This window comes from Massilia oculi, assembly GCF_003143515.1.
In the GTDB taxonomy this organism is placed as follows: Bacteria; Pseudomonadota; Gammaproteobacteria; order Burkholderiales; family Burkholderiaceae_D; genus Telluria; species Telluria oculi.
Genome location: NZ_CP029343.1, coordinates 2,681,320 through 2,705,898, shown reverse-complemented (window position 1 = coordinate 2,705,898; position 24,579 = coordinate 2,681,320). Strand labels below are relative to the sequence as shown.

Genomic DNA, 24,579 nt, shown 5'->3' with positions numbered 1-24,579 from the left:
CGGCCCGAATATCGGCGTCTATAATCGGACGCATGAGCACGCCATCCACCTTCCGCAAGACCTCTCCTCTGCGTTTGATTTCCAGCACGCTCGCCGCGCTGCTCGTCCTCGCCGGTTGCGGCGGTGGCGGCGGTTCGCCGAACGTGGGCGCGCCGCCGCCGGTGGCGCAACAGCCGGCGCCGACCCCGCCGGTTCCGACCCCGCCGGTCGCCACCCAGCCGACGCCGGAGGACCTGAACCCGAACCTGCTGGGCGACGCCTACGGCAGCTACTGGAACAAGTGCGCCGTCCCGCGCGCGGGCCTGGATGCGAGCGGCAAGCCGTATCCGGACGTGCAGGGCACCCTGCTCGACGAACTGAAATTCCTGCGCGCCTGGGCCAACCAGTACTACCTCTGGTACGACGAGATCCCGAACACCTACAAGATGGCCGACTTCAGGAGCGCGCTCGACTATTTCGCGGTGCTCAAGACGCCGGCCCTGACCGCCAGCGGCCAGCCGAAGGACCGTTATCACTTCACCTATCCGACCGCCGAATGGGATGCGATGCAGACCCAGGGCATCGACCTGGGCTATGGCATCACCTGGAGCCGCAACGCCGACGGCCGGGCGCCGCGCACCTGGCTGATCACGGCGGTCGAGCCGGGTTCGCCCGCCGCCACCGCCGGCCTGCTGCGCGGCGACATGCTGCTGAAGGTCGATGGCGTCGACTTCGTCAATGCCGACGACGACGCCTCGGTCGACCGGATCAATGCCGGCCTGTTCCCCGCCGCGGCCGGCGAGACCCACCGCTTCACCCTGCAGCGCGGTGGGGTGGCTTTCGATGCGACGCTGGCCGGGGCCGAGGTGGTGCTGGCGCCGGTGAAGAACGTCAAGGTGATCGAGACCGCCAGCGGCAAGGTCGGCTATCTGACCTTCGACAGCTTCAACGCCGTTTCCGAGAAACAGCTGTACGACGCCTTCGTCACCTTCCAGCAGGCCGGCGTCAACGACCTGGTGCTCGACGTGCGCTACAACGGCGGCGGCCTGCTGTACGTCGCCAGCCAGCTGGCCTACATGATCGCCGGCCCGGCGTCGACGAGCGGCAAGGTGTTCGAGCGTTCCCGCTACAACGACAAGACGCCGGCCTACCAGCCGATCATGTTCCGCTCGACCGCCTGGGGCTTCGCCTCGAGCAACCCGCTGCGCACCGGCACGCCGCTGCCGACCCTGGGCCTGAAGCGCGTGACCGTGCTCAGCACCCCGGGCACCTGCTCGGCCAGCGAATCGGTGATCAACGGCCTGCGCGGCGCCGACATCGAAGTGATCCAGATCGGCGGCACCACCTGCGGCAAGCCCTATGGCTTCACGCCGGTGCCGAACTGCGGCACGACCTATTTCTCGATCGAGTTCCAGGGCGTGAACCACAAGGGCTTCGGCGACTTCACCGACGGCTTCACGCCCACCTGCCAGGCGAACGACGACCTGTCGCGGCCGGTGGGCGACCAGAACGAAGGCTTGCTGGCGACGGCGCTGGCCTACCGCGCGAACGGCGCTTGTCCTGCGTCGACCTCGGCCTCGACCACCGCGCGGGCGCGCGTGGTGCCGATGCGGATCGTGCGGCCGGAGGTCAAAGAGATCTCGATCCATACCACGCCGGGCGCGCCGCCGCGCTGAGCGGGATGCCTGTATTGACGGGCGGGCGGTGTCGCATGCTGCCCGCCCGTCGTGTTTCCATGCTTGAACTGTTGCGCTAAGAACACGTCTATAATCGTCGGCTTCCTTCCTGTCCTTGCCGGAGCTTGTCGATGATCCGTTCTGCGTTACTGCTGGCCATGCTGTCGGCCATTCCCCTCAGCCAATCCGTCCACGCCGCCCCCGACCTGACCACCGTGTCGGAGCGCTCGGGCTTCACCGCCACCGGCCGCTACGACGAGACGATCGCGCTGTGCGCCGCGTTCCAGGAAGCGTATCCGCAGCAGGTCCGTTGCATCGATTTCGGCATCACGCCGGAAGGCCGCCCGATGAAGGCGCTGGTGGTGAACGGCAAGGGCGTGCTCACGCCGCAGGCGGCGAAGCAGGCGGGGTTGCCGGTCACCCTGATGCAGGGCGGCATTCACGCCGGCGAGATCGACGGCAAGGACGCCGGCTTCCTGGCGCTGCGCGAGGCGCTCGAGGGCCGCGCGGCCAAGGGCGCGCTCGACAAGCAGGTGTTCATCTTCGTCCCGGTGTTCAACGTCGACGGCCACGAGCGCTTCGGCAAGTGGAACCGCCCGAACCAGCGCGGCCCGGTCGAGATGGGCTGGCGCACCACCGCCCAGAACTACAACCTGAACCGCGACTACCTGAAGGCCGACGCGCCCGAGATGCAGGCCATGCTGGCGCTGGTGAACGCCTGGGATCCGCTGGTTTACGTCGACCTGCACGCGACCAACGGCGCCAAGTTCCAGCACGATATCTCGATCCAGGTCGAGCCGGTGTATTCGGGCGACCCGGAATTCCGCAAGGCCGGCCTGGCCCTGCGCACCAACGTGATCAAGGACATCGCCAGGGAAGGCTCGACGCCGCAGTCCTATTACATGTCGTTCGTGAAGCATGACGATCCGATGTCGGGCTTCATGGACAGCGTGTCCGATCCGCGCTTCTCGACCGGCTACTTCCAGCTGCGCAACCGCATGGCGATGCTGGTCGAGACCCACTCGTGGAAGGAATACCCGGTGCGCGTGCGCATCACCCGCAACACCGTGGTGTCGGTGCTCGACCAGGTGGCGAAAAACGGCAAGCAGTGGCAGCAGGCGGCGTATGCGGCCGACGCGCGCGCCGCCAAGCTGGGCAACCAGCCGGTGGCGCTGTCGTACAAGGCCTCCGACAAGAAGGAGATGGTCGAGTTCAACGGCTACGCCTATACCCGCACGCCGTCGGAAGTCTCGGGCGCCCTGATGACGCGCTACGACGAAACCCGCCCGCAGGTATGGCGCGTGCCGCTGTGGCAGGACATCGTGGCCGACTTCCAGATCACCGCGCCGCGCGCCGGCTACATCGTGCCTGCCGCCTACGCCGCGATCGTGGGCGAGAAGCTGCGCCAGCACGGCGTCGAGTTCCGCACCCTGGACAAAACGGTCGAGCGCTACGAAGCCGAGACCTTCCGCGCCGACAAGGCAACCCTGGCCGCCGCTTCGGTCGAAGGCCATCAGCGCCTGACGGTGGAGGGCAAGTGGAAGCAGGAGGCGCGTCCGGTCGCGGCGGGTTCGCTGTTCGTGCCGATCGCGCAGCCGAAGGCGCGCCTGGTGGTGGCGATGCTGGAGCCGCAGGCGCCGGATTCACTGCTGGCCTGGGGCACGTTCAACACCGCCTTCGAGCGCAAGGAATACATGGAAGACTACGTGGCCGAGGAAGTCGCGCGCGAGCAGATGGCGGCCGACCCCAGCGTGGCCAAGGCCTTCCAGGAGCGCCTGGACAGCGATCCGGCCTTCGCCAAAAACCCGCAAGCGCGCCTGGAATTCTTCGCCAAGCGCCATTCCTCGTATGACGAGCGCCTGAACCTGTATCCGGTGCTGCGCGCGAACGTCGCTCCCTGAACGGACTATCGGCTACCCTGGACGAAGTCATCGAGACGAATGAACCTGACGTCGCGCTCGCCGGCATCACAGGCTTTCGCCGGCGCTCCTGCCGCTGCGGGACTGGCTCCAGCAGCCGGTCCGAGCGGGATAACGGTGCTGACGATTTCCTTGGCCGCGGTCAGGGCTTCAGCGGAGGGCTCCGTGCCGAGGCCGATCTCGCTGACCGCCCCGCTGTCGCCATACTTGACGTGGAATTCCGTCTTGGCGAATTGGGCGGGGACGACCCTGGCGTAGTACAAGGCCCCGGTCGCCAGAGTGGCGCTGGTGACGAATTGCGCCGGCTCGCAGTTTCCGCCATCGCTCGCCTTGTCATGCGTCCCCGTCTTGACATAGGTTTCGTGCGTCCTGAACGGAACGCCCGGCGCCAGTCTGTTGCCCGCATCGTATATATGCAGCGAGCTGGCGCAAGCGCACAGGCTGGCTGCCGCGGCCAAGGTCGTGACCAGTGTTTTCATGGGTCGCCTCCATACCGGTCCAGCGTTGATGGTGTCTCTGCCTGGGTCGTGGATGCCCGGGCCGTTACGTTGCCAGCTGCACCGCTTTCAGTACGTTCAGGCGACCATGGCCCATCTGATCGTTGCGTCCATTGACATAGGGCACCGAGCCGGCCTTGTCGGCGCTCTGCGCGATGATGGCCGTCACTTGGGCGCCGGACAGCGTGGGGTTGGCGCTCAGCACCAGGGCGCAAGCCCCAGCGACCAGTGGCGTGGCCGACGAGGTGCCATTGAAGCCGGGGTAGTAGTCGCCGCCGGGATTGTAGCCGGCCGGCCCCGTGATGTCGGTCGTATAGTTCTTGACTCCAGGGGCGGCGACCAGGACTTCAGGGCCGTAACTGGAGCCCCACCAGTCTTCTCCATCGTCGCTGGAGGGCGTCTTTGGTTCATCTCTCGGCGTGGATGCGGCCACGCAGATCACACCGGGGAGGCTGCTTGGAAAGCCGACCGGCCCTGGCCTGTTGCCCGCTGCGACGACGACAACGCAGCCCTTGCCCCCGCGTCCATGCGTCAGCGCACGTCCGAAAGCGGCAATGACGGCGTTCGATGCGGATGTGCTGCTCCAGCTGTTACTCAAGACCGAAGCGCCGTTTTGCCAGCTCCAGTCGACCGCCTCGGCGATCTGGCCGGTACTCGTAGTCCAGACGCCGCGCGGCCGGTCGGAGTAGGCGATCCGGACGGCCAGGATCGAGCATCCGCCACCGATCCCGCGGACGCCATCGTCGCTGTTGGGAAGCGCCGCGGCAAGACCTGCGCACGCAGTCCCGTGGCCGTCCCAGGCATTGGGTTCCTGAAAATTGTCCTTGTCGCAGGCGTCGTAGCCGGCGATGACTGATGAGCGCAGGTCGAGATGCCGGGTATCGATGCCGTCATCCAGCACGGCGATCTTGATCGCGGGATTTCCCGTAACTAATTTCCAGGCCTGGTCGGCGGCCGTCAGCTGCATCGCGTAATGCCGCGTGGCGTAGGCGCGCTCGCTGCCCGGGGCGGCGTCATCGGTCGAGACATCGTCAAGCGCGGGCTTGACCATCAGATTGACGAAGTCCGGCTCGATATACGCCAGCTCTTCGCTTGGCGCCAGTTGCTGGACCGTCGCCAGCGGATCGACATCGGGCGCCAGGGTGACCGTGTACTCGCCGAACCCGCGTGGCGTGATGGATTCGTAATTCACGTCCTTGAGCAAGCCGCTGACGGGCGTGGCCGGGTCTTTCATGCCCAGCAGGATCCGGTCCGTGGCCAGGACCCGGGTTTCGCCCAGCTTGAACACCGGCGTCGTTCGCACGACGCCGGCAGGTCGTTTGCCGACCGCCGCGTCGACGGCATCGCTCACCGACATGGGCGCCGCGGACGGGGATTTCAGCAAGGTGAATTTCTCATTAGGGATTTCGATGCGTTCGGTGACGTCGGCCCCGACACTGCTGGAGAAAGCTGCCCGCAGGCTATGCGGCGCCGGCTCCAGATAACGTACGCCAACCAGATCTGGATCTTCCGCCAAACGGACCGTCTGGCCGTTGACCTTGTATTCATAATCCACGACATACCTCCGTGACCAGTGATTTATCCACCATTGATGCGCCATGCATGGATGTAGATCACCATGTCACGACTTCCTGGGGAATCGGTCAACGAGAATTTGATGTTCAATAACCGAAACGTGGGGCGTGTAGCGCAAATACGATGCCATTTCATTGTCTTGCTGGCCTGAACGACGAACATCCTGACGGATGTGACGTCGAAGTCATCGTGCCTTTGTTCGGTCAGGTGCCATCCTTTTCAAGGCATCGACCGCCGTCACCCCTGAGCGCGCGCTGCAGCGTTGACGCCGGCAGGTTCATCAACAGCCGAACCAGCTCGGGCTGGCGGTTGGTGGCGGTCTTTTGGTAGATCGACAGCAATTGCTTGCGCACCGTGTCGTACTGCACGCCGAGCAGGTCGGCGATGGTCTTGAGCGGCACGCCGTCGGCCAGCATCGACGCGATCCTGCATTCGGCGTGCGACAGGCCGAAGGCGGCGGTGAGCAGGGCCGAATCGATCACCTGGACCGAGGTCGGGTGGTAGAAGAACAGCATCACCAGCGGCCGCAGGCCGAAGCTGCCGAGGGTATGCTCCGGGACCAGCATCGTGAAGAAGACGTACAGCGCATCGGGCGCCGCACCTGAGGCGGCCTCGCTGCGCATGTGCAGCGCGCGCGACTCCTCGTTGTCCGGCTTGCCTTGCGCGATTGCATTGCGCACGCGGGTTTCCAGCTCGCCGCACTGCATCAGGAAGGACGTGCGGTAGCGCTGCGGCAGCACCAGCTTGCCATCGGCTATTTGCACCAGGCTGGTGGAGGCGAGCAGGTCGCGCGCCGCGGCGTTGGCCAACACGATGTCGCCGGTCGCGGTCAGGAGCATCACCGGCTGGCGCAGCTTGTCGACCAGGGCATGACCCACCAGGGCCTGGGTCGAATACACGAACTGGGCCAGGCCCATCCGCACCGCGCGCTCCATGTGCGGGCGCAGGCGGTCGAGGAAGGCCAGGGCGTCGGGCGGCAGCGGGCCTTCTCCGCTGCTGCGCAGGCAGGAGAGGATGACGGTCGCCTCTGGCGTATCGGCCAGCTTGCAGGCCGACACATAGCGCGCCCCATGCGGGATCAGGAACTCCTGGTAGAAAGGGTGGGAGGCGGCGAAACCATCGTCGAAGTGCTCGTGGCAATGCAGCCAGCCGCTGGTCGATTGCTGGCGCAGCAGTCCCACGCGCGGGTCGATGAACTGGTAGCGCTGGATGTATTCGAGATCGATGTGCGGCGCCATGGCGGCGCCGTCGCTGTACGACAGCGCGCCGTGCTCGCCGTCGAAGGCCAGCATGTGGACGGCGCGCCCGCCGATCGCCTCATGCAGGCTGTCGAGCATGCGGCGCCAGGCGGCGCGGTCGTCCAATGTGTCGTAGATGAGATTGATGATGCGGTCGAAGCGTGCCTGCGACAGGTCCACAATTCCTCTCCCGATATTTTTTTTGCATAAATACTAATACTATCGGGCATTTAACTGTTGGTCGATACAATATTGAGACAACTGTTAATTGTGGAAAAATTAAGACACAGGATGTTGTCACAACGCCGCAGTTGCCGCTCAGGGCGTGCCGGCGGACGCGGGTAGCGAGCTCAGGATGACCGTCCTGACCGCGCCGTTGGCGTCAGGCGTGAGCTGGTAGAGGCGGCCGTATTCGTCGTCCGCGATATCGAGGCCTGGCTCGCCGCCGAACAGGCGCACCAGTTCCGGCAAGGAACATCGGGGTCAGGTCTGACATTTGGACACGAGTTCAGCAGTAATCAAGGTCCTTGAGGATTCTGAGCGATCTCAGCGTTGGTGGGTGCCAATCCATTACCGTTATCGGATGACACGACCACTCAGAGTCAATTTTCCTGGGGCGCTCTACCACGTGACGTCGCGCGGAAACCGACGCGCACCGATCTTTCGGGATGACGCTGATCGGCGTATTTGGCTAGATGTGCTGGCGAAGGTTTGCGAACGCCACCATTGCATCGTTCACAGTTTTTGCCAGATGACCAACCATTACCACTTATTGGTGGAAACGGTCGAGGGGAACCTACCGAGTTGCATGCGCCAACTCAATGGTCATTACTTGTCGAGTCCCGTCTGATCGTAGACGCGTTTGACGAATAGATCAGGTTTGCGTTTCTGCCAATTCTTGAGCGCCTGAATCGGTGTCGTTGAGCCGATAGCTCGCTGCGGGATATGGTGGTTGTAAAGCTTGAGGTAATTGTGCAATGTGGTCTCCAGATCGGCCCTGCTATCGAAGCGGGTCTGCGCGATCAGCTCACTGATCCTGCCATTGAAGCGTTCCACCATGCCGTTAGTTTGCGGGTGGCGCGGAGGCGCCAGGCGATGCTCGACTTCCATGCTGCCACATGCCTTGTCGAAGGCGTGATTGCCGCTGGGCTTCTTGTCTTTGGTGGCAAAGCGGTCGGTAAATTGCGAGCCGTTGTCGGTCAGTATCTTGGTGATCTTGATCGGCGATGCGAGCTTCAAACGGCGCAGGAAATCGACGCTACTACGTTCAGTCATATCGTTGTAAATATGCAGAAAAACCCAGCGCGTCGCGCGGTCAATGGCAACAAACAGGTAGCGGCGTGAGGTTTCGTCAGGCATCTGTGGCAGGTACTTGATATCGACGTGCAGGAAGCCTGGCTCATAGTCCTTGAAGGTCTTCTTGGCCTTGATCGTTTCGCCTTCAGCTTGAGGGATCACGTCCTCCAGTCGTGCCATGCCTTCGCGTTTGAGCAGTCGCGCAATGCCTGAACGGGAGACCTCGGGATTGATGTATTGCCGGGTGATGTAGAGCAGGTCGTCGAGCGGTAAGTAAAGCGTCTGGCGCAGGGACAGCACGACCAGTTCCTGGGCTGCGCTCAGGGTCGTATGCAGGGTGTGAGCACGATGCGAGCGGTCTTGCACGTCGTCCCGCTTGAGCCATTTGGCAGCGGTGGCCCGAGTGATATTGAACACCTTGGCCGCTTGACGGTCGGACAGGCCGGAATCCTTGATCTCCTGACGGATTTTTGGCGTGGTGCGGGCTTGCGGGTGAATGCGTGAACTCATGCTCGATATGGTGATGTTCTGCGAGGGGCTGACGAACGATGCGGGAAGCCAGCAATTATCTCATCGAGCACGGCCTTTGCACGGAACAAGGCCATGCTGCGACGGGGAACATGATCACACGAAACTAAACAATTACTCACAGCATTTCAATCGAAGGCATCGTGTCGCTGGGCACTTGTTTCAAGGGCGCTATAAGGCAATACTGGTGCAGAAAGATAGTTATTTGCTAGAAGTTTCTCGCTATATTGTTCTAAATCCTATACGCGCTAACACCGTGGCGGCGCTGAACGAATGGCGATGGAGCAGTTACCATTATTTTATTGGTGATGACGTTTCACCCGACTGGCTTGAGAGTGACTGGCTTCTAAGGCAGTTTGGTGATACGCCGACGAGCGCAATCGCGGCGTACCAGGATTTTGTGCTTGCCGGCCTTGGGCAAGCGAGCCCATTTGCGGCTACCCGCCATCAAATCCTTCTCGGCGATGAAACCTTCATATCGGTGCATCAGCAACTACAGCAATCCGAAGAGCTTATAGAAACCAAGAGATCCGAACGACGCGCAGTTGCGCTTCCGTTGTCTGATTATCAGGACCGGTACCCGGATAGGGGTGAGGCAATGGCACGTGCTTACGCGTCTACCGCCTTCACAATGTCGGAAATAGCGCGCGTTTTTGGTGTGTCGACCAAAACGGTCAGCCGAGCGGTCGCCAGCTTTGAGCAGGCAAATAAAGGCAGATTATTGTAGAGGCCGTGTCCAAATGTCAGACCTGACCCCGAAGTTATGACCGAGCGGTCGCCAGCTTTGAGCAGGCAAATAAAGGCAGATTATTGTAGAGGCCGTGTCCAAATGTCAGACCTGACCCCGAAGTTATGACCCTTGCCGGCCTTGGGCAAGCGAGCCCATTTGCGGCTACCCGCCATCAAATCCTTCTCGGCGATGAAACCTTCATATCGGTGCATCAGCAACTACAACAATCCGAAGAGCTTATAGAAACCAAGAGATCTGAACGACGCGCAGTTGCGCTTCCGTTGTCTGATTATCAGGACCGGTACCCGGATAGGGGTGAGGCAATGGCACGTGCTTACGCGTCTACCGCGTTCACAATGTCGGAAATAGCACGCGTTTTTGGTGTGTCGACCAAAACGGTCAGCCGAGCGGTCGCCAGCTTTGAGCAGGCAAATAAAGGCAGATTATTGTAGAGGCCGTGTCCAAATGTCAGACCTGACCCCGAAGTTGACCCCGAAGTTATGACCCCAACGCCGCAGTTGCCGTTCAGGGCGTGCCGGCGGACGCGGGTAGCGAGCTCAGGATGACCGTCCTGACCGCGCCGTTGGCGTCAGGCGTGAGCTGGTAGAGGCGGCCGTATTCGTCGTCCGCGATATCGAGGCCTGGCTCGCCGCCGAACAGGCGCACCAGTTCCGGCAAGGTGTTCGAGTGACCGACCACCAGCACCGGGCCGCGCAGCACCTTCACCTTCTCGACCAGCGCTGCAGGCAGGGCGGGGTCGTACTGCCCGACCTGCACCCCCAGCTGCCGTGCCAGCGGTTGTGCGGTCTGCAGGGTGCGCGCGGTCGGCGTGCTGAAGATGGCCTGGATGCCGGTGCGGTGAAGGATCGTCGCGATGTTCTGCGCGCGCAGCTGGCCTTGCTGCGTGAGCGCCGGGTCCTTGCCGATGCTGGCTTTTTCGCCGTGGCGAACGAGGTAGATCGCGCTGGGTTCGGCGAAGGCCATGCCCGGTACGAGCACGGCGAGGGCCAGGGATAGATTGCGCAGCAGGCGCACAGGCTGGATCGAGGGCAGACGCATGGAGATTCTCTTCAGAGGCAATGGGACCGCCAGCGTAGCACGGCCGGATTCAGGGCTCGATACCCGGCAGGAGCGCATGGTGGCCGTTATATTTTCCGATGAACGACGTTCTAGAAATACTTGAGCCAGGTGATGTCGCGCCGGCGCGCCTTGAGGCGCGAGTACCATGCGGTCGGCACATATAGCACCGGCAGCAGCACCGCGTACCAAAGCCAGAGCCAGTTGACGTTATCCAGCCCGAAGCTCACGCCGTGGGTCGGTCCCCAGATCATGAACGCGACGTGGTACAGCGCGCGCAGCACGTAGATGTGCAGGATGTAGAAGAACATCGGCGCGCCGCCGAACACCGCCAGCGCGGTCAGCCAGGGATGGCCTTCCCGGCGCTCGAACAAGGCCAGCAGGATCACGCCCACGCCCAGCGTTTGCAGCAGGAACAGAAGTGATGGCGGATACTTTGTCAGCGCGATGAAGCCCATGATCGTGTGCAGGGCGGTATCGCCCGCCACCCACGGCTTGTCGCCATATACGTTCAGCGCGCGCAGCACGACGAATGCCGCCAGCATGGCGAATCCCAATGCCAGCAGGTGTCGTACACGTCGCTCGCTGTCCGCGGCGCTGCTCTTGTCGCGTTCGTACCAGCTGCCGAGCAGGTAGCCCAGCACGATCACGCCGATCCACGGCAGCACCGGATACGAGGTCCTGGCGAACGCGCCGAACGGCAACGCGATCATGTCGCGCTGGTGCAGCAGCGCCCAGGCCACGAACCCGGGCTCGCCCGGTACCAGGCGAATGTCATCGAGCAGATTGTGGCCGGCCACGATCGCCAGGCCGAGCGCGAGCAGCAGTTTCTTCGGCAGGTAGATCAGGGCGGCCAGGGCAATCATGCACACACCGATAGCCCAGATCACCTGCAGCCAGAACGTCATCGGCAGCTTGACCGTCCAGGCGAAGGTGAGCAGGGTGACGTCGATCGCCATCAGGAGCAGGCCGCGCTTGACCAGGTAGGCGGCGGTCTCGGCCCGCGTATGATTCTGGCCATACAGGTAGGCACCGAGTCCGGTCAGGGCGACGAACACCGGTGCGCACAAATTGGTGACGATGCGCAGGAAAAACATGACCGGTTCCACCGTCACCGGATTCACCGGGTCCGGCACGTTCATGTACAGATACCAGTTCTCCCGAATATGGTCGATCAACATGATCACCATCACGAAACCGCGAAGAGTGTCCAGGCTCTGCAGGCGACGTCGATTGACGGCGGCCTGCTCTACCGGGGTGATGGATACTGCTTGATCGAAACCGTTCGAGGTAGCTTGCTTCATTGGAATCCTTTGCCTGGCGTGCACGCACTTCATGCCGCACGATCGTTCTCAGCGATAATGATACTGCATTATCATTAATGGCTGGCGGCGAGGAAGCGAACCGGGCATTCGACATCGACGCAAGCGACGTCCCCACGCGCGATCGCGTCGGATGGAACAACAACGCAGGACGAAAAAAAGCAGAGGCCCGGCCTCTGCTTTCATCCATCTGCCGCTGTCAGAGCTGCGTCAACGAAATCGTGTTCGCCGCCGGCGTCGAACACGGCTCCTCGTCGAACGCGATATCGCCCAGCGGATTGGGCACGCCATCGGTCTTCAGGCCGACGAAGTCGAACAGATCACGATCCTGCAAATGCGACGGCACCACGGTCGACAGCGCCGAGAACGTGTTCTCGACCCGGCCCGGATGCTTTTTCTCCCATTCGCGCAGCATGTTCTTGATCTGCTTGCGCTGCAGGTTTTCCTGCGAGCCGCACAGGTCGCACGGGATGATCGGGAAGCCCTTTACTTCGGCATAGCGCTCGGTGTCGGCTTCCTTCACATAGGCCATCGGGCGGATCACCATGTGCTTGCCGTCGTCCGACACCAGCTTGGCCGGCATGCCCTTCAGCTTCCCGCCGAAGAACATGTTCAGGAAGAAGGTCTCGAGGATGTCGTCGCGGTGGTGGCCCAGGGCGATCTTGTTGCAGCCGAGTTCGTCTGCGACGCGGTACAGGATGCCGCGCCGCAGGCGCGAGCACAGCGAGCAGGTGGTCTTGCCTTCCGGGACCAGGCGCTTGACGATGCTGTAGGTGTCCTGGTTTTCGATGTGATAGGGCACGCCGAGCTTGTCCAGGTAGGCCGGGAGAATGTGGGCCGGGAAGTTCGGCTGCTTCTGGTCGAGGTTGACCGCGACGATGTCGAAGTGGATCGGCGCGCGCTCGCGCAGGGTGAGCAGGATGTCGAGCAGCGCATAGCTGTCCTTGCCGCCCGACAGGCAGACCATCACCTTGTCGCCGTCCTCGATCATATTGAAGTCGCCGATCGCCTGGCCCACCAGGCGGCACAGGCGCTTGTGCAGCTTGTTGTCCTCGCGCGCGATCTTCTCTTGCTTCTTCGCGTCGATGCCGGCCCCGGCGGTCGGGAAGTCGTCTTCGACGACGCGTTCAATCACCGTTTCGTTCATGCTTCTTCCTTGATCCTGAATACTTCGACGCCAACGCCTTCGCAAACCGGATAGACGTCCGGCTTCATGGTCGACACGCCGGCGGCGCGCACGCGCGGGTGGGTCAGCATGGCGGCCACCACGTCGTCGCACAGCGTTTCCTGCAGGTGGATGTGGCCCTTGGCGATGCGCCGGGCAATGGTCTCGCGCATGAAATCGTAGTCAACCACTTCCGCCAGCTGGTCGGCCTTCGGCGTCGACAGCTCCAGCGGAATGTACAGCTCAACATTGATCAGGACACGCTGCTCGCCCTTCTTCTCGAAATCGTGCACGCCGATATTGATCATCACTTCGTAATTGCGCAGGAACAGCCGGCGGCAATCGCGCAAGCTCGGGTGGGACAGGGCGGACAACATGGGATAGCCTTATTTGGTGGAGTTATTTGGTTCGGTCAGGAACATCACGTCGCGCTGCGAGGGCATCAGGTGCTGGCCGCCATCGACCAGCAGGGTGGTGCCCGTCAGCGCGCGCGCCGATGCGGCGTAGACCACGGCGTCGGCGATGTCCTGCGGGGTCGACGAGCGCTGCAGCGGCGTCATCCGGTGCGCCGCGGCGAAGCCTTGCTCGCTCTGGTCGCCCGACACCATCGTGATGCCGGGGGCGACGCCGACCACGCGCACCTTCGGCGCCAGCGCCTGGGCCAGCATCGTGGTCGCCGTGTGGAGGGCCGCCTTGGACAGCGTGTACGACAGAAAATCCGGGTTGAGATTGTACAGTTTCTGGTCCAGCAAGTTGACCACGACGGCTTGCCGCCCATCCGGGGTGGCGGCATGCAGTTCCTGCGCCAGCAGCACCGGCGCGGCCACGTTCGCCTGCATATGGGCGTTGAGCAGCTCCCAGGAGAACGCGGTGGCGCTGTCGTATTCAAACAACGAAGCGTTGTTGACGATGCAAGACAGCGGTCCCAGCGCAGCGCTGGCCCGGCCGACCAGCTGCCGCACCGCCGCCTCGTCGGCCAGGTCGCATTGCAGCAGCGCGGCGCGCCGGCCGAGCGCCAGGATGGCGTCGCGGGTCGCGATCGCGTCGCTTTCGGAATGGCGGTAGTGCAGGGCGAGATCCCACCCGGCCTGGGCCAGGCCGAGCGCGATCGCGCGGCCCAGGCGGCGGCCGGCGCCGGTCACGAGCGCGACCCGGGGCAGGGAGATCGAAGGGCTGTCCGTCATCATTGTCTTAAATTGTTGATAAAAGCTATTCTGGCTACAATGCCGGCATGTCCCTGCCCGCACCCGATACCGACGCCCTGGCCGCGTCCCATTCCCTGCAACAGCTCATCGCCGCCGACGTCGAACGGCACGGCGGCGCGATCGCATTCTCTCGTTTCATGGAACTGGCGCTGTACGCGCCCAGGCTCGGGTATTACAGCGGCGGCGCAGCCAAGCTCGGTGCGAGCGGCGATTTCACCACCGCGCCCGAGATGACGCCGCTGTTCGGAGCGGCCGTGGCGCGCGTGGCAGCCGCTATTATCGCCCAAAGCGCGCCCGACATCATCGAGTTCGGCGCCGGCACCGGCCGCCTGGCGCGCGATGTCCTGGCCGAGCTGGCCAGGCAGGGCGTCGAAGTGCGCTCGTATACGATCATCGAACTGTCCGGCGAATTGCGCGCGCGCCAGCAGGCCAACCTGGCCGACCTGCCGCAGCTGCGCTGGCTGGACGCCATGCCGGACCGCTTCAGCGGCGTGGTGCTGGCCAACGAAGTGCTCGACGCCATGCCGGTCGAGCTGGTGATCCGCACCCGCGACGGCTGGCGCCGGCAAATGGTCACGGTCGAGGACGGCGCCTTCGCTTTCGTGCAGGCGCCGCTCGGCGATGAACTGGCCGCACAGCTGGCGCGCCAGGTGCCGGACCACGAGCAGATGATCGAGGGCTATGTTACCGAACTGCACCCGGTCGGCGCCGGCTTCATGCGCTCGCTGGCGACGATGTTCTCGGGCGGCCGCGGCGCCGCCATCCTGTTCGACTACGGCTTCCCGGCCCACGAGTACTACCTCGACCAGCGCATCGGCGGCACCTTGATGTGTCATTACCGCCACCATGCGCACCCGGATCCCTTTTATTTGCCGGGCTTGCAGGACATCACGGCCCACGTCGATTTCACGGCGATGGCGCTGGCGTCCCAGGATGCCGGCCTGCCGGTGCTGGCCTATATGAGCCAGGCCGCCTTCCTGCTCGGCGCCGGGATCGGTGAACTGTTGCTGGAAAACGACCCCGAGGATGCGAAACAGTTCCTGCCCCAGTCGAGGGCCGTGCAAAAACTGGTTTCTCCTGCTGAAATGGGCGAATTGTTCAAGGTCCTGGTGGTCGGACAGGACGTAGAATTGCCAGAGCCAATCGTGCGCGCGGACCGCAGTCATCGCTTGTAGACTTTATGATATCTTGCACAGTGGACACAAATCCGGCTAAGCTGTGAGGTATTCCCGCGTCTCGTCACATGACGGGCTTCGGCCGAGGACAGACAGAACGCGCAGGGTAGAAGCGGGTAGACTTGACAGATCATGGCCAAGATTCACACACATTATGACAACCTGAAGGTGTCGCGTCATGCGCCCCAGGAGGTCATTCGTGCTTCCTACAAGGCCCTGAGCCAGAAATACCACCCCGACAAGAATCCGGGCGACGAAAAGTCCGCCCGCATCATGGCGGTCGTCAATACCGCCTACAACGTCCTGTCCGATCCCGTCCGCCGCAAGGAACACGACGAATGGATCGCGGCCGAGGAGTGGGAAGTCGAGTGGCTGGAAAGCTCCAGCGCCAAGGAAGGCCAGCCGCGCAAGAATGGCGAGCAATGGGATGCGCAGCCGCCGCCCAAGCCGCGCCGCAAGCGCCTGTGGCGCGATCCGCGCTGGTGGCTGGGCATGTCGGGCTGCTTCGTGGCCGGCGCCGTCGCCGCCGTGCTGACGATCGAACAACAGCCGGACATTACCCCCAGCGCGCTGGCCTGGGGCGGCATCGCCCCGGAATCCGTCAAGACCGGCCGTCCCGACCCACTGGGCGTCGACGCCAGCAGCGACGACTGGGCCCGCCGCATCGGTCCGGACGGCGCCAAGGGCCCGCCGCCCGCGGTGCGCGCGCTCGCCGTCACCCAGCTGGCGGTGCCGGCCCGCGCCCCCGACTGCAGCACCGACCTGCAGACCCTGGCGTCGCCCAGCGGCGATCCGTGGCCGCTCGAGTCTTCCTATGTGCCCGGCTACCCGGTCGGCAACGAAGGGGTCGAGATGCAGGTCGTGATCGACAACAGCGCGAATGCGGCGCCGGTCTTCGTCAAGCTGTACGACCTCGACCGCCGCGCCAACGTCAGGCACGCCTTCGTGCAGCAGCGTTCGAATTTTACTTTCGACAAGCTGGCGGCCGGCAAGTACGAGGTGCGTTACCAGAACGTGGTCGACGGCGCCAGCAAATCCGAATGCGACGGCCGCCATACGGCGCTGCGCCAGGCCGCGGCCGAGATCCAGTAATCCGGTCATCCTGGCTGCCTGTCGTTTTTTCGGCGTACTGACACTTTCTCGTGTCAGGGCCTACCCCGATTTCATTATTTTCGTTCCGCGCCGTAATATACTGGCCAGATGCCGCGCGCCCATGCAGCCGCGGCGCTACGCCCAACGCAGGCTTATACGGACCATCATGAACGAACTGGAAGGCCTGACGGCCCTGATCATCGAGCCCCACGCGGGGATGCGGGCCAGCATCCACAGCATGCTCACGCTGTGCGGCCTGACCCGGATCGAGCACGCCAGCACCTCCAACCAGGCCGTGAAACACCTGGGCCTGCGCCAGTTCGACATGATCCTGTGCGAATACGACCTGGAAGGCGGCCAGGATGGCCAGCAATTGCTGGAAGACCTGCGCCACCACAAGCTGATGCAGCTGGCCACCATGTTCTTCATGGTCACGGCCGAAGGCAACCACAGCAAGGTGGTCAGCGCCGCCGAGCTGGCGCCGACCGACTACATCCTCAAGCCGTTCACCGCCGATCGCCTGCTCGAGCGCATCGCGCGCGCCCTCGACAAGCGCAATGCCTTCCTCCCGGTGTACAACCTGATGGAGGCGGGCGACCAGATCGATGCGATCGCCGCCTGCATCGAAGGCCAGCGCCTGCACGCGCGCTACGCGATCGACTTCCTGCGCCTGCGCGCCGAGCTGCACATGTTCCTGGGCCAGGCCGACCAGGCCGAGCCGATCTATCGCCACCTGGTCGAGATCAAGGCGATCGCCTGGGCCCGGCTTGGCCTGGCCAAGACCCTGTTCGTGCGCAAGCAATTCACCGAGGCGCGCGACATCCTGGAAGACCTGGTCGACACCAACCGCAACTTCGTCGACGCCTACGACTGGCTGGCGCGCACCCACGCGGCGGTCGGCGAACTGCAGAAATCGCAGGCGGTGCTGAGCGACGCGGTGGCGGTGTCGCCGCATGCTGTGCGGCGCCTGCGCACCCTGGCCGACACCGCCTTCGAGGTGGGCGACGTCGACACCGCCGAAAAAGCCCTGCGCCAGGTGGTGGGCAAGGCGAAATATTCCGAATTCCGCGACCCCGAGGACCACGTCAAGCTGGTGCGCGCACTGGTGCACAAGGGCGATCCCGTCGGGGCCGCCGCCGTGGTACGCGACCTCGACCGCTCGATGGGTGGGCGCGCCAATACTCCGCTGTGCAGCGCGATCGCCTCGGCCCTGGTGCACGAGTACACCGGCAACGAGCAGCGCCTGGGCGAGGCGCTGGGCACGGCCCTGGCGTCAAGCAAGGACGCGCCCAATCTGTCGGCCGACCTCAAGCTCGAGCTGGCGCGCACCTGCATCGACAATGGCCGCGAAGAAGGTGCTTCCGAGATCGTGCGCGAGGTGATGAGCAATGCCTCGAGCGACGCCATGGTCACGCGCGCCATGGGCGTGCTGGAGCAGGCCGGGAAGGGCGAGCTGGCGCAGACGCTGGCGCAACAGAGCCGCCAGCAGGTGGTCGACCTGGTCGCCGGCGGCGCCGCGCGCGCCAGGAACGGCGACTACCAGGGCGCGGTGCGGCTGATGCTGGAAGCGGCCGCCAAGTTGCCGAGCAATCCGGCGGTTGCCTTCAATGCCGCGCTGGCGGTGCTGCGCTGCCTCGAGCACGAGGGCTGGGACACTCGCCTCGGCGCCCAGGTGCCTGGCCTGATCGGCAATGTGCGCAAGCTGGATGCGCTCAATCCCAAGCTGCCGGCGCTGGCGGCGCTGCACCAGCAGGTGCTGAAGCAATACAATCAAGGACTGCGACAGGGCGCGCAGGCGGCCGCGCCGCTGCGCAAGGCCGGCTGAGCCGATCGACGCCATGACCGACATTTCCCAGGACGGCGCCCCGCGCCGCGTGCGCCCCGCCCTCATGCGCAAGCTCAGCGGAACCGAGCGCATGTTCACGCTGGGCGGCGCCATCATGCACGTGATCGGCATGGGGTATAACGACGACCTGGGCACGGCCGACCTCGCGTATTACGTGGTGTCCGACGTGGCGCTCACCCAGCGCATCCTGCGCCTGTCCAACACGGTCCAGTACCGCACCTTGTCCGGCACGCCGGTGACGACGATCTCGCGCGCCATTTCCCTGCTCGGCTTCGACAATGTGCGCGCCGCCGCGCTGGCGATGCTGCTGGTCGATGCACTCGACACCGCCGAGCACGGCGTGCGGGTGGAACTCGAAGCTGCCCTGTGCGCCAGCCTGGTCGGACGCGAGCTGGCGCGCCACAGCCCGATCCCCGGGGCCGAGGAAGCGGCGATCTGTGCGCTGTTCAAGAACCTGGGACCATTGCTGTTGGCCAGCCGCGAGCCGGAGCGCTACCGCGAGATCGCCGCGATCGTGGCGGCTGGCAAGCACAGCCCCAGCCAGGCTGCGCAACTGATCCTGGGCTGCAGCTTCGAGACCTTGTCGGAGGCGGTCTTGCGCGAGTGGCAGATGCCGGAGCTCATCGTGCAAGCCCAGGCGGCGCTGCCGCCGGGGCCGCTCGAGGGCGCGGCCGACCGTGACGAATGGATGCGGCAAGTGGCCGCCTTCAGCCGCGACGTGGCGCGCCTGATGGGGCGTCACCACGATCCGGCCGCCGCGCCCGAGACCCAGGAGCTGATCGTGCGCTATGGCGCGGCGCTGGGCGTCGACCATCCGGCCATGGTGGCGCTGTACGACGAGGTGCAGGAAGGCATGAACGGCATGCTGCAGAGCATGAACATGGAACGCGCGCCGAAGACCGATCCGAAGGCCGGCAGCAGCCTGCCGAACGTGCTGGCGCTGGCCACCCTGGACGCGGGCGAGGACGACGAGGGCGAGTTCCACCCCAGCGGCAAGCCGAAGAATGCACGCGACCTGCTGCTGGCGGGCGTGCAGGACGTCGCCCTGCTGGGCGGGTCCGGCGCCGGCGTCAACGACGTGGTCAATGCCGTCCTCGAGACCCTGTACGGCGCGCTGGGCTTCCGCTTCGCCACCGTGTGCCTGCGCGATGCGCGGACCAGCCAGTTCCGCGCGCGGGTGTCGCTGGGCGAGGGCAGCGCCGACCTGCAGAACGGCTTCGCCTTCCCCTGCGCCTTCACGCGTGACGTGTTCCACCTGGCGCTGGAAAACGACGCCGACATGATGATCGCGGACGCCTTCAGCCCCAAGATCCGCGACCTGCTGCCGGCCTGGTACAAGACCCTGCTGCCGGACGCCGAGAGTTTCATCGTGCTGCCGCTGGTGGTCGGCAAGGCCCGGCTCGGGTTGATCTATGCCGACCGGATCTTCACCGCGCCCGAGGGCGTGGCGCCGGACGAGACGGCGTTGATCAAGGCGCTCAAGGCGCAGGTACTGGCGGCGCTGGCGCCGCAGGGTGCGAACACACCGCAACCTTGAGTCCCACTGCTTGCCTCAAGACCGTCGTTCCCGCGAAGGCGGGAACCCGGGATCCTCGCATGCCAAACCGGCCATTTTTCACCGCCACACTGCGCGTATAAACTTGGGTTCCCGCCTCCGCGGGAAGTCGTTGCTGTCAGTGGCAGGAACGACGTGGTCTGGCGGTGTGGGTTTGCGAGCGAAACAATTCCAAGCACGTTCATGAAGATTTTTTCGCACTTGGCAAAATCACCCTTGCAGCTTTACAGTCCGACCGTTACAATCACGCCCCGAAGCAACGCTGTCAGGCGAAGTGGAAAAAGTTTCTACTGCAGTCTGATTGACAGTACGTTGAGCTTGCTTCATACTCTGCGGTTCTTCGCGGTGGGGTGGCCGAGTGGTTAAAGGCAGCAGACTGTAAATCTGCCCTCTCTGAGTACGCTGGTTCGAATCCAGCCCCCACCACCAAAAAGAAGATCGTGAAGTCGGATTTGAAGTTGTACCTCGCGGGTGTAGCTCAATGGTAGAGCAGAAGCCTTCCAAGCTTACGACGAGGGTTCGATTCCCTTCACCCGCTCCAGTTAGTGCGGTGGTTTCTACATCGCAAAAATCAGCCCTTGTAGCTCAGTGGTAGAGCACTCCCTTGGTAAGGGAGAGGCCACGTGTTCAATCCACGTCAAGGGCACCAGAATTTTGTACGGCAGTCGCGTTGCACTCGTCCGTCAGGTGTGCCTGGTAATCCCCAAAATATCGTTAGATCTTAGGAGTCTGAAATGGCAAAAGGTAAATTCGAACGGACCAAGCCGCACGTGAACGTCGGCACCATCGGTCACGTTGACCACGGTAAAACCACCCTGACGGCTGCAATCGCTACCGTCCTGTCGAAGAAATTCGGCGGCGAAGCCAAGGCCTACGACCAGATCGACGCGGCTCCAGAAGAAAAAGCACGCGGCATCACCATCAACACCGCGCACGTCGAGTACGAAACCGAAAACCGTCACTACGCTCACGTTGACTGCCCAGGCCACGCCGACTACATCAAGAACATGATTACCGGTGCTGCGCAGATGGACGGCGCGATCCTGGTGTGCTCGGCCGCTGACGGCCCAATGCCACAGACCCGCGAGCACATCCTGCTGGCGCGTCAGGTTGGCGTTCCATACATCATCGTGTTCCTGAACAAGTGCGACCTGGTCGATGACGCAGAACTGCTGGAACTGGTCGAAATGGAAGTCCGCGAACTCCTGTCGAAGTACGAGTTCCCAGGCGACGACCTGCCAATCATCAAGGGTTCGGCACGTATGGCGCTGGAAGGCCAGCCAGGCGAAATGGGCGAAGAGTGCATCACCCGCCTGGCAGAAGCCCTGGACACCTACATCCCAACCCCGGAACGTGCCGTTGACGGCGCCTTCCTGATGCCAGTCGAAGACGTGTTCTCGATCTCGGGCCGCGGCACCGTCGTGACCGGTCGTGTCGAGCGCGGCGTGATCAAAGTCGGCGAAGAAATCGAAATCGTCGGCATCATCGACACCGTCAAGACCACCTGCACCGGCGTGGAAATGTTCCGCAAGCTGCTGGACCAGGGTCAAGCTGGCGACAACGTCGGCCTGCTGCTGCGCGGCACCAAGCGTGAAGACGTGCAACGTGGTCAAGTTCTGGCCAAGCCAGGCTCGATCAAGCCGCACAGCAACTTCACCGGTGAGATCTACGTCCTGTCGAAAGACGAAGGCGGCCGTCACACCCCGTTCTTCAACAACTATCGTCCTCAGTTCTACTTCCGTACGACTGACGTGACCGGTTCGATCGAACTGCCAGCAGACAAAGAAATGGTCATGCCAGGCGACAACGTCTCGATCACCGTCAAGCTGATCGCTCCGATCGCGATGGAAGAAGGTCTGCGCTTCGCAATCCGCGAAGGCGGCCGTACCGTCGGCGCCGGCGTGGTTGCCAAGATCATCGCCTAATTGATTAGGTGATAAGGGGAAACGGAAGCACTTCTGTTTCCCCTTAAACAGCATTGCCAGTGAGCGCGCGCTTGCTGTATAATGCTGGATTCAGCAGTAAAGTTTTCGTAGGGGTGTAGCTCAATTGGCAGAGCGTCGGTCTCCAAAACCGAAGGTCGCGGGTTCGATTCCCTCCGCCCCTGCCACCGAATTCTGGTGCGCAGCACCGAAAGTAAAGAAGAATGTCTAATCAATCCGTGCAAACTGTCAGCACCTCGAATGACAAGTTCAAGGTCGCGCTGGCGGTGGTTGCAGCGATTGCAGGCGTCGTCGGGTTCTTTTACCTGACTGGCCAGAACAAACCAGCCTTGGTCGCCGCAGGCGCCCTCGTGGCTGGTTTAGTTTTTGCTGTCCTGCTTTTGTGGACTTCCACCACTGGCCGTGATTTCCTGAGCTTCGCCAAGGAGTCGGTGCGCGAGACCAAGAAGGTCGTCTGGCCTACCCGCCGCGAAGCCATGCAGATCACCGGCATCGTGTTTGCCTTCGTGGTCGTGATGGCGATTTTCCTGTGGGGCACGGATAAGCTTCTCGAGCTCCTGTTGTACGACTTTGTCCTGGGTTGGAAATAACATGAGCGATAACGTGCAAGACAATGCACCAGTGCCGGGCGATGTCCCGGCCTCTGACGCTGGTGCGCCTCTGAGCGTGCCGGTCAGCAATAAGCGCTGGTACGTCGTCCATGTCTATTCGGGCATGGAAAAGAGCGTGATGCGCGCACTGACCGAGCGCGTCGAGCGCGCGGGCATGCAAGAACAGTTCGGCCAGATCCTGGTGCCGACCGAGGAAGTCGTCGAGATGCGCAACGGTTCCAAAGCCGTTTCCGAGCGCCGCTTCTTCCCGGGCTACGTGCTGGTTGAGATGGAAATGACCGACGAAACCTGGCACCTGGTGAAGAACACCAGCAAGGTCACCGGCTTCATCGGCGGCAAATCGAACAAGCCGACCCCGATCCCAGCACGCGAGATCGACAAGATCATGCAGCAGGTGCAAGAGGGCGTCGAAAAGCCACGGCCAAAAGTGCTGTACGAAGTGGGCGAGCAAGTCCGCATCAAGGAAGGCCCGTTCACCGACTTCAACGGCAACGTCGAGGAAGTCAACTACGAGAAATCGAAGGTGCGTGTCTCGGTCACCATCTTCGGCCGCGCAACTCCGGTGGAACTGGAGTTCGGGCAGGTAGAGAAAGTATGACCCTTTGCGGGAAAGAGTTAAGCGAAGCCGCGCGCAGCGAGGCGCAGCGGTACTCTGTCCCCAACACTTCAAATACAACGCCGTAATCGGAGCGTCGCAGCAACTAGGCGGAATCCGGTAAGAGGAGCCCCGCCAAGATGAGTAGTCGCGGTGGGGCGCTACTACTCAAGTCAAGATAGGAGCCAGACATGGCAAAGAAAATCATTGGCTTTATCAAGCTGCAAGTCCCGGCTGGTAAGGCAAACCCATCCCCACCGATCGGTCCAGCACTCGGTCAGCGTGGCCTGAACATCATGGAATTCTGCAAGGCGTTCAACGCGCAGACCCAGGGTATGGAACCAGGCATGCCGATCCCGGTCGTGATCACCGCGTTCGCCGACAAGTCCTTCACCTTCGTGATGAAGACCCCACCGGCAACCTACCTGATCAAGAAAGCCGCCGGCATCACCAAGGGCTCGGCCAAGCCGCACACCGACAAGGTTGCCAAGCTGACCCGCGCTCAAGCTGAAGAAATCGCAAAAACCAAGCAGCCGGACCTGACCGCCGCCGACATGGACGCAGCAGTGCGTATCATCGCTGGCTCGGCACGTTCGATGGGCATCACGGTGGAGGGTCTGTAATGGCTAAGCTGTCCAAGCGCGTCAAAGCAATCAAAGCAAAAGTTGACCGTAACAAGGTCTACGAGTTCGACAACGCTGTGTCGATCATCAAGGAATTCGCCACCGCCAAGTTCAACGAGTCGATCGACGTCGCCGTTCAACTGGGCGTGGACCCGAAGAAGTCGGACCAAGTGGTTCGCGGTTCGGTCGTGCTGCCAGCTGGCACCGGCAAGACCGTGCGCGTCGCTGTGTTCGCTTCGGGCGACAAGGCTGAAGCTGCTAAAGCAGCCGGCGCCGACGTGGTCGGCATGGAAGACCTGGCAGAGCGCGTGAAGGCCGGCGACATGCCGTTCGACATCGTCATCGCTTCGCCAGACACCATGCGTATCGTCGGTACCCTGGGTCAGATCCTGGGCCCACGCGGCCTGATGCCGAACCCGAAAGTCGGCACCGTGACCCCGGACGTCGCTACCGCCGTCAAGAACGCCAAAGCCGGTCAGGTCCAGTACCGTACTGACAAGGCAGGTATCGTCCACGCGACCATCGGCCGCAAGTCGTTCAGCGACGCAGATCTGAAGACCAACCTGGTCGCCCTGATCGACGCCCTGAACAAGGCCAAGCCAGCCACCTCGAAAGGCGTGTACCTGCGTAAGGTCGCCCTGTCGTCGACCATGGGCGCTGGCGTCCGTGTCGACCACGCTTCGATCGTCGCTGCTGCTTAAGAACGTCGTTCCCGCGAAGGCGGGAACCTAAGTTCGCAAGAATTAAGTCCTCGTACGCAATATCACGAGGCGCATCTTTGGGCTGTCGGAGCTGAACATCGCTCCGGCAGGCAATCAAAGACCGTTGGGCCGAAAGCAGAGGTTGAGCTGACGGTTAATAGACCACCCAACGCAGATGGTGTACCCGAACAAGTTTTGTAGTCCAGCTGTGTGAATGTATCCGCCCAGTTT

At 63.0% G+C, this 24,579-nt stretch carries 23 protein-coding genes and 4 tRNA genes; 17 read left to right on the top strand and 10 right to left on the bottom strand.

The window, feature by feature from the left end; translation table 11 throughout:
* The first annotated feature begins 32 nt into the window (after positions 1-32).
* Positions 33-1,655, top strand: a complete 1,623-nt coding sequence (locus DIR46_RS12460) for a S41 family peptidase (protein ID WP_109345493.1) — start codon at positions 33-35, stop codon at positions 1,653-1,655.
* Between the two features lie 131 nt (positions 1,656-1,786).
* Positions 1,787-3,556, top strand: a complete 1,770-nt coding sequence (locus tag DIR46_RS12455; RefSeq protein ID WP_109345492.1) for a M14 family metallopeptidase — start codon at positions 1,787-1,789, stop codon at positions 3,554-3,556.
* Between the two features lie 5 nt (positions 3,557-3,561).
* Here DIR46_RS12455 and DIR46_RS12450 read toward each other — a convergent pair whose 3' ends face one another.
* The 4 genes from DIR46_RS12450 to DIR46_RS26585 all read right to left on the bottom strand — a co-directional run bounded on the left by DIR46_RS12450 (position 3,562) and on the right by DIR46_RS26585 (position 7,355).
* A complete protein-coding gene (locus DIR46_RS12450; RefSeq protein WP_109345491.1) occupies positions 3,562-4,053 on the bottom strand; it encodes a hypothetical protein in 492 nt (163 codons plus the stop codon).
* Between the two features lie 64 nt (positions 4,054-4,117).
* On the bottom strand, positions 4,118-5,626 hold the full coding sequence (locus tag DIR46_RS12445; protein WP_162819501.1) for a S8 family serine peptidase: 1,509 nt from the start codon (positions 5,624-5,626) through the stop codon (positions 4,118-4,120).
* A 223-nt stretch (positions 5,627-5,849) separates the two neighbouring features.
* Positions 5,850-7,064: a helix-turn-helix transcriptional regulator gene (locus DIR46_RS12440; RefSeq protein ID WP_109345489.1), complete on the bottom strand. Its 1,215-nt coding sequence runs from the start codon at positions 7,062-7,064 to the stop codon at positions 5,850-5,852.
* Positions 7,065-7,202: 138 nt separating this feature from the next.
* Entirely contained in the window at positions 7,203-7,355 is a 153-nt protein-coding gene (locus tag DIR46_RS26585) for a hypothetical protein (protein WP_162819500.1), read from the bottom strand.
* Positions 7,356-7,467: 112 nt separating this feature from the next.
* On the opposite strand from DIR46_RS26585, the gene DIR46_RS12435 reads away from it, so the two are divergent.
* A complete protein-coding gene (locus tag DIR46_RS12435; RefSeq protein ID WP_109348009.1) occupies positions 7,468-7,734 on the top strand; it encodes a transposase in 267 nt (88 codons plus the stop codon).
* Here DIR46_RS12435 and DIR46_RS12430 read toward each other — a convergent pair.
* Complete coding sequence (locus DIR46_RS12430; protein WP_109345488.1) at positions 7,713-8,690, bottom strand: IS481 family transposase; 978 nt, start codon at positions 8,688-8,690, stop codon at positions 7,713-7,715. The two genes, DIR46_RS12435 and DIR46_RS12430, sit on opposite strands and share 22 nt — an antisense overlap.
* Between DIR46_RS12430 and DIR46_RS12425 the strand changes: the two genes are divergently transcribed.
* Complete coding sequence (locus DIR46_RS12425; protein ID WP_205289119.1) at positions 8,677-9,435, top strand: hypothetical protein; 759 nt, start codon at positions 8,677-8,679, stop codon at positions 9,433-9,435. The two genes, DIR46_RS12430 and DIR46_RS12425, sit on opposite strands and share 14 nt — an antisense overlap.
* 528 nt (positions 9,436-9,963) lie before the next feature.
* Here DIR46_RS12425 and DIR46_RS12415 read toward each other — a convergent pair.
* From DIR46_RS12415 to DIR46_RS12395, 5 genes are all read right to left on the bottom strand, one after another.
* Positions 9,964-10,497: a SixA phosphatase family protein gene (locus DIR46_RS12415; RefSeq protein ID WP_109345487.1), complete on the bottom strand. Its 534-nt coding sequence runs from the start codon at positions 10,495-10,497 to the stop codon at positions 9,964-9,966.
* A gap of 110 nt (positions 10,498-10,607) precedes the next feature.
* Positions 10,608-11,819: an acetyltransferase domain-containing protein gene (locus DIR46_RS12410; protein WP_109345486.1), complete on the bottom strand. Its 1,212-nt coding sequence runs from the start codon at positions 11,817-11,819 to the stop codon at positions 10,608-10,610.
* Positions 11,820-12,036: 217 nt separating this feature from the next.
* Positions 12,037-12,984 carry a tRNA 2-thiocytidine(32) synthetase TtcA gene (ttcA, locus tag DIR46_RS12405; protein ID WP_109345485.1) on the bottom strand — a complete coding sequence of 316 codons (948 nt, stop codon included), beginning with the start codon at positions 12,982-12,984 and terminating at the stop codon, positions 12,037-12,039.
* Positions 12,981-13,379 (bottom strand): dihydroneopterin aldolase, encoded by a 399-nt coding sequence (locus tag DIR46_RS12400; RefSeq protein WP_109345484.1) that lies wholly within the window; start codon positions 13,377-13,379, stop codon positions 12,981-12,983. The genes ttcA and DIR46_RS12400 overlap by 4 nt, the downstream gene beginning before the upstream one ends.
* A gap of 9 nt (positions 13,380-13,388) precedes the next feature.
* The gene (locus tag DIR46_RS12395) at positions 13,389-14,189 is read right to left on the bottom strand and encodes an SDR family oxidoreductase (protein WP_109345483.1); all 801 of its coding nucleotides are present in this window, start codon (positions 14,187-14,189) and stop codon (positions 13,389-13,391) included.
* Between the two features lie 44 nt (positions 14,190-14,233).
* Between DIR46_RS12395 and DIR46_RS12390 the strand changes: the two genes are divergently transcribed.
* From DIR46_RS12390 to rplA, 13 genes are all read left to right on the top strand, one after another.
* Positions 14,234-15,382 (top strand): class I SAM-dependent methyltransferase, encoded by a 1,149-nt coding sequence (locus DIR46_RS12390; protein ID WP_109345482.1) that lies wholly within the window; start codon positions 14,234-14,236, stop codon positions 15,380-15,382.
* Positions 15,383-15,514: 132 nt separating this feature from the next.
* The gene (locus DIR46_RS12385; protein WP_109345481.1) at positions 15,515-16,474 is read left to right on the top strand and encodes a J domain-containing protein; all 960 of its coding nucleotides are present in this window, start codon (positions 15,515-15,517) and stop codon (positions 16,472-16,474) included.
* A 166-nt stretch (positions 16,475-16,640) separates the two neighbouring features.
* A complete protein-coding gene (locus DIR46_RS12380; RefSeq protein WP_109345480.1) occupies positions 16,641-18,299 on the top strand; it encodes a tetratricopeptide repeat-containing response regulator in 1,659 nt (552 codons plus the stop codon).
* 13 nt (positions 18,300-18,312) lie between these two features.
* The gene (locus tag DIR46_RS12375; protein ID WP_109345479.1) at positions 18,313-19,857 is read left to right on the top strand and encodes an HDOD domain-containing protein; all 1,545 of its coding nucleotides are present in this window, start codon (positions 18,313-18,315) and stop codon (positions 19,855-19,857) included.
* 362 nt (positions 19,858-20,219) lie between these two features.
* Positions 20,220-20,304: transfer RNA gene (locus DIR46_RS12370), tRNA-Tyr, on the top strand.
* A 38-nt stretch (positions 20,305-20,342) separates the two neighbouring features.
* Positions 20,343-20,416 (top strand) — tRNA-Gly (locus DIR46_RS12365).
* 33 nt (positions 20,417-20,449) lie between these two features.
* Positions 20,450-20,524, top strand: a tRNA-Thr gene (locus tag DIR46_RS12360).
* An 85-nt stretch (positions 20,525-20,609) separates the two neighbouring features.
* On the top strand, positions 20,610-21,800 hold the full coding sequence (gene tuf, locus DIR46_RS12355) for an elongation factor Tu (protein ID WP_109345418.1): 1,191 nt from the start codon (positions 20,610-20,612) through the stop codon (positions 21,798-21,800).
* Positions 21,801-21,909: 109 nt separating this feature from the next.
* Positions 21,910-21,985 (top strand) — tRNA-Trp (locus tag DIR46_RS12350).
* 36 nt (positions 21,986-22,021) lie between these two features.
* Positions 22,022-22,408, top strand: a complete 387-nt coding sequence (gene secE, locus DIR46_RS12345; protein ID WP_005663637.1) for a preprotein translocase subunit SecE — start codon at positions 22,022-22,024, stop codon at positions 22,406-22,408.
* Position 22,409: 1 nt separating this feature from the next.
* Positions 22,410-23,027 carry a transcription termination/antitermination protein NusG gene (gene nusG / locus DIR46_RS12340; protein ID WP_109345478.1) on the top strand — a complete coding sequence of 206 codons (618 nt, stop codon included), beginning with the start codon at positions 22,410-22,412 and terminating at the stop codon, positions 23,025-23,027.
* 188 nt (positions 23,028-23,215) lie between these two features.
* Positions 23,216-23,647, top strand: coding sequence for a 50S ribosomal protein L11 (gene rplK / locus DIR46_RS12335; RefSeq protein ID WP_005663634.1), 432 nt, complete (start codon positions 23,216-23,218; stop codon positions 23,645-23,647).
* A complete protein-coding gene (gene rplA, locus DIR46_RS12330) occupies positions 23,647-24,348 on the top strand; it encodes a 50S ribosomal protein L1 (RefSeq protein WP_109345477.1) in 702 nt (233 codons plus the stop codon). The genes rplK and rplA overlap by 1 nt, the downstream gene beginning before the upstream one ends.
* Positions 24,349-24,579: the final 231 nt, after the last annotated feature.

Excerpts from the sequence above, each read along its gene's own strand:
- DIR46_RS12460 (WP_109345493.1), top strand. The coding sequence starts at position 33 with ATGAGCACGCCATCCACCTTCCGCAAGACCTCTCCTCTGCGTTTGATT.
- DIR46_RS12455 (WP_109345492.1), top strand. The coding sequence starts at position 1,787 with ATGATCCGTTCTGCGTTACTGCTGGCCATGCTGTCGGCCATTCCCCTC.
- DIR46_RS12450 (WP_109345491.1), bottom strand. The coding sequence starts at position 4,053 with ATGAAAACACTGGTCACGACCTTGGCCGCGGCAGCCAGCCTGTGCGCT.
- DIR46_RS12435 (WP_109348009.1), top strand. The coding sequence starts at position 7,468 with ATGACACGACCACTCAGAGTCAATTTTCCTGGGGCGCTCTACCACGTG.
- DIR46_RS12425 (WP_205289119.1), top strand. The coding sequence starts at position 8,677 with ATGCGTGAACTCATGCTCGATATGGTGATGTTCTGCGAGGGGCTGACG.
- DIR46_RS12430 (WP_109345488.1), bottom strand. The coding sequence starts at position 8,690 with ATGAGTTCACGCATTCACCCGCAAGCCCGCACCACGCCAAAAATCCGT.
- DIR46_RS12415 (WP_109345487.1), bottom strand. The coding sequence starts at position 10,497 with ATGCGTCTGCCCTCGATCCAGCCTGTGCGCCTGCTGCGCAATCTATCC.
- DIR46_RS12410 (WP_109345486.1), bottom strand. The coding sequence starts at position 11,819 with ATGAAGCAAGCTACCTCGAACGGTTTCGATCAAGCAGTATCCATCACC.
- ttcA (WP_109345485.1), bottom strand. The coding sequence starts at position 12,984 with ATGAACGAAACGGTGATTGAACGCGTCGTCGAAGACGACTTCCCGACC.
- DIR46_RS12400 (WP_109345484.1), bottom strand. The coding sequence starts at position 13,379 with ATGTTGTCCGCCCTGTCCCACCCGAGCTTGCGCGATTGCCGCCGGCTG.
- DIR46_RS12395 (WP_109345483.1), bottom strand. The coding sequence starts at position 14,189 with ATGATGACGGACAGCCCTTCGATCTCCCTGCCCCGGGTCGCGCTCGTG.
- DIR46_RS12390 (WP_109345482.1), top strand. The coding sequence starts at position 14,234 with ATGTCCCTGCCCGCACCCGATACCGACGCCCTGGCCGCGTCCCATTCC.
- DIR46_RS12385 (WP_109345481.1), top strand. The coding sequence starts at position 15,515 with ATGGCCAAGATTCACACACATTATGACAACCTGAAGGTGTCGCGTCAT.
- DIR46_RS12380 (WP_109345480.1), top strand. The coding sequence starts at position 16,641 with ATGAACGAACTGGAAGGCCTGACGGCCCTGATCATCGAGCCCCACGCG.
- DIR46_RS12375 (WP_109345479.1), top strand. The coding sequence starts at position 18,313 with ATGACCGACATTTCCCAGGACGGCGCCCCGCGCCGCGTGCGCCCCGCC.
- tuf (WP_109345418.1), top strand. The coding sequence starts at position 20,610 with ATGGCAAAAGGTAAATTCGAACGGACCAAGCCGCACGTGAACGTCGGC.
- secE (WP_005663637.1), top strand. The coding sequence starts at position 22,022 with ATGTCTAATCAATCCGTGCAAACTGTCAGCACCTCGAATGACAAGTTC.
- nusG (WP_109345478.1), top strand. The coding sequence starts at position 22,410 with ATGAGCGATAACGTGCAAGACAATGCACCAGTGCCGGGCGATGTCCCG.
- rplK (WP_005663634.1), top strand. The coding sequence starts at position 23,216 with ATGGCAAAGAAAATCATTGGCTTTATCAAGCTGCAAGTCCCGGCTGGT.
- rplA (WP_109345477.1), top strand. The coding sequence starts at position 23,647 with ATGGCTAAGCTGTCCAAGCGCGTCAAAGCAATCAAAGCAAAAGTTGAC.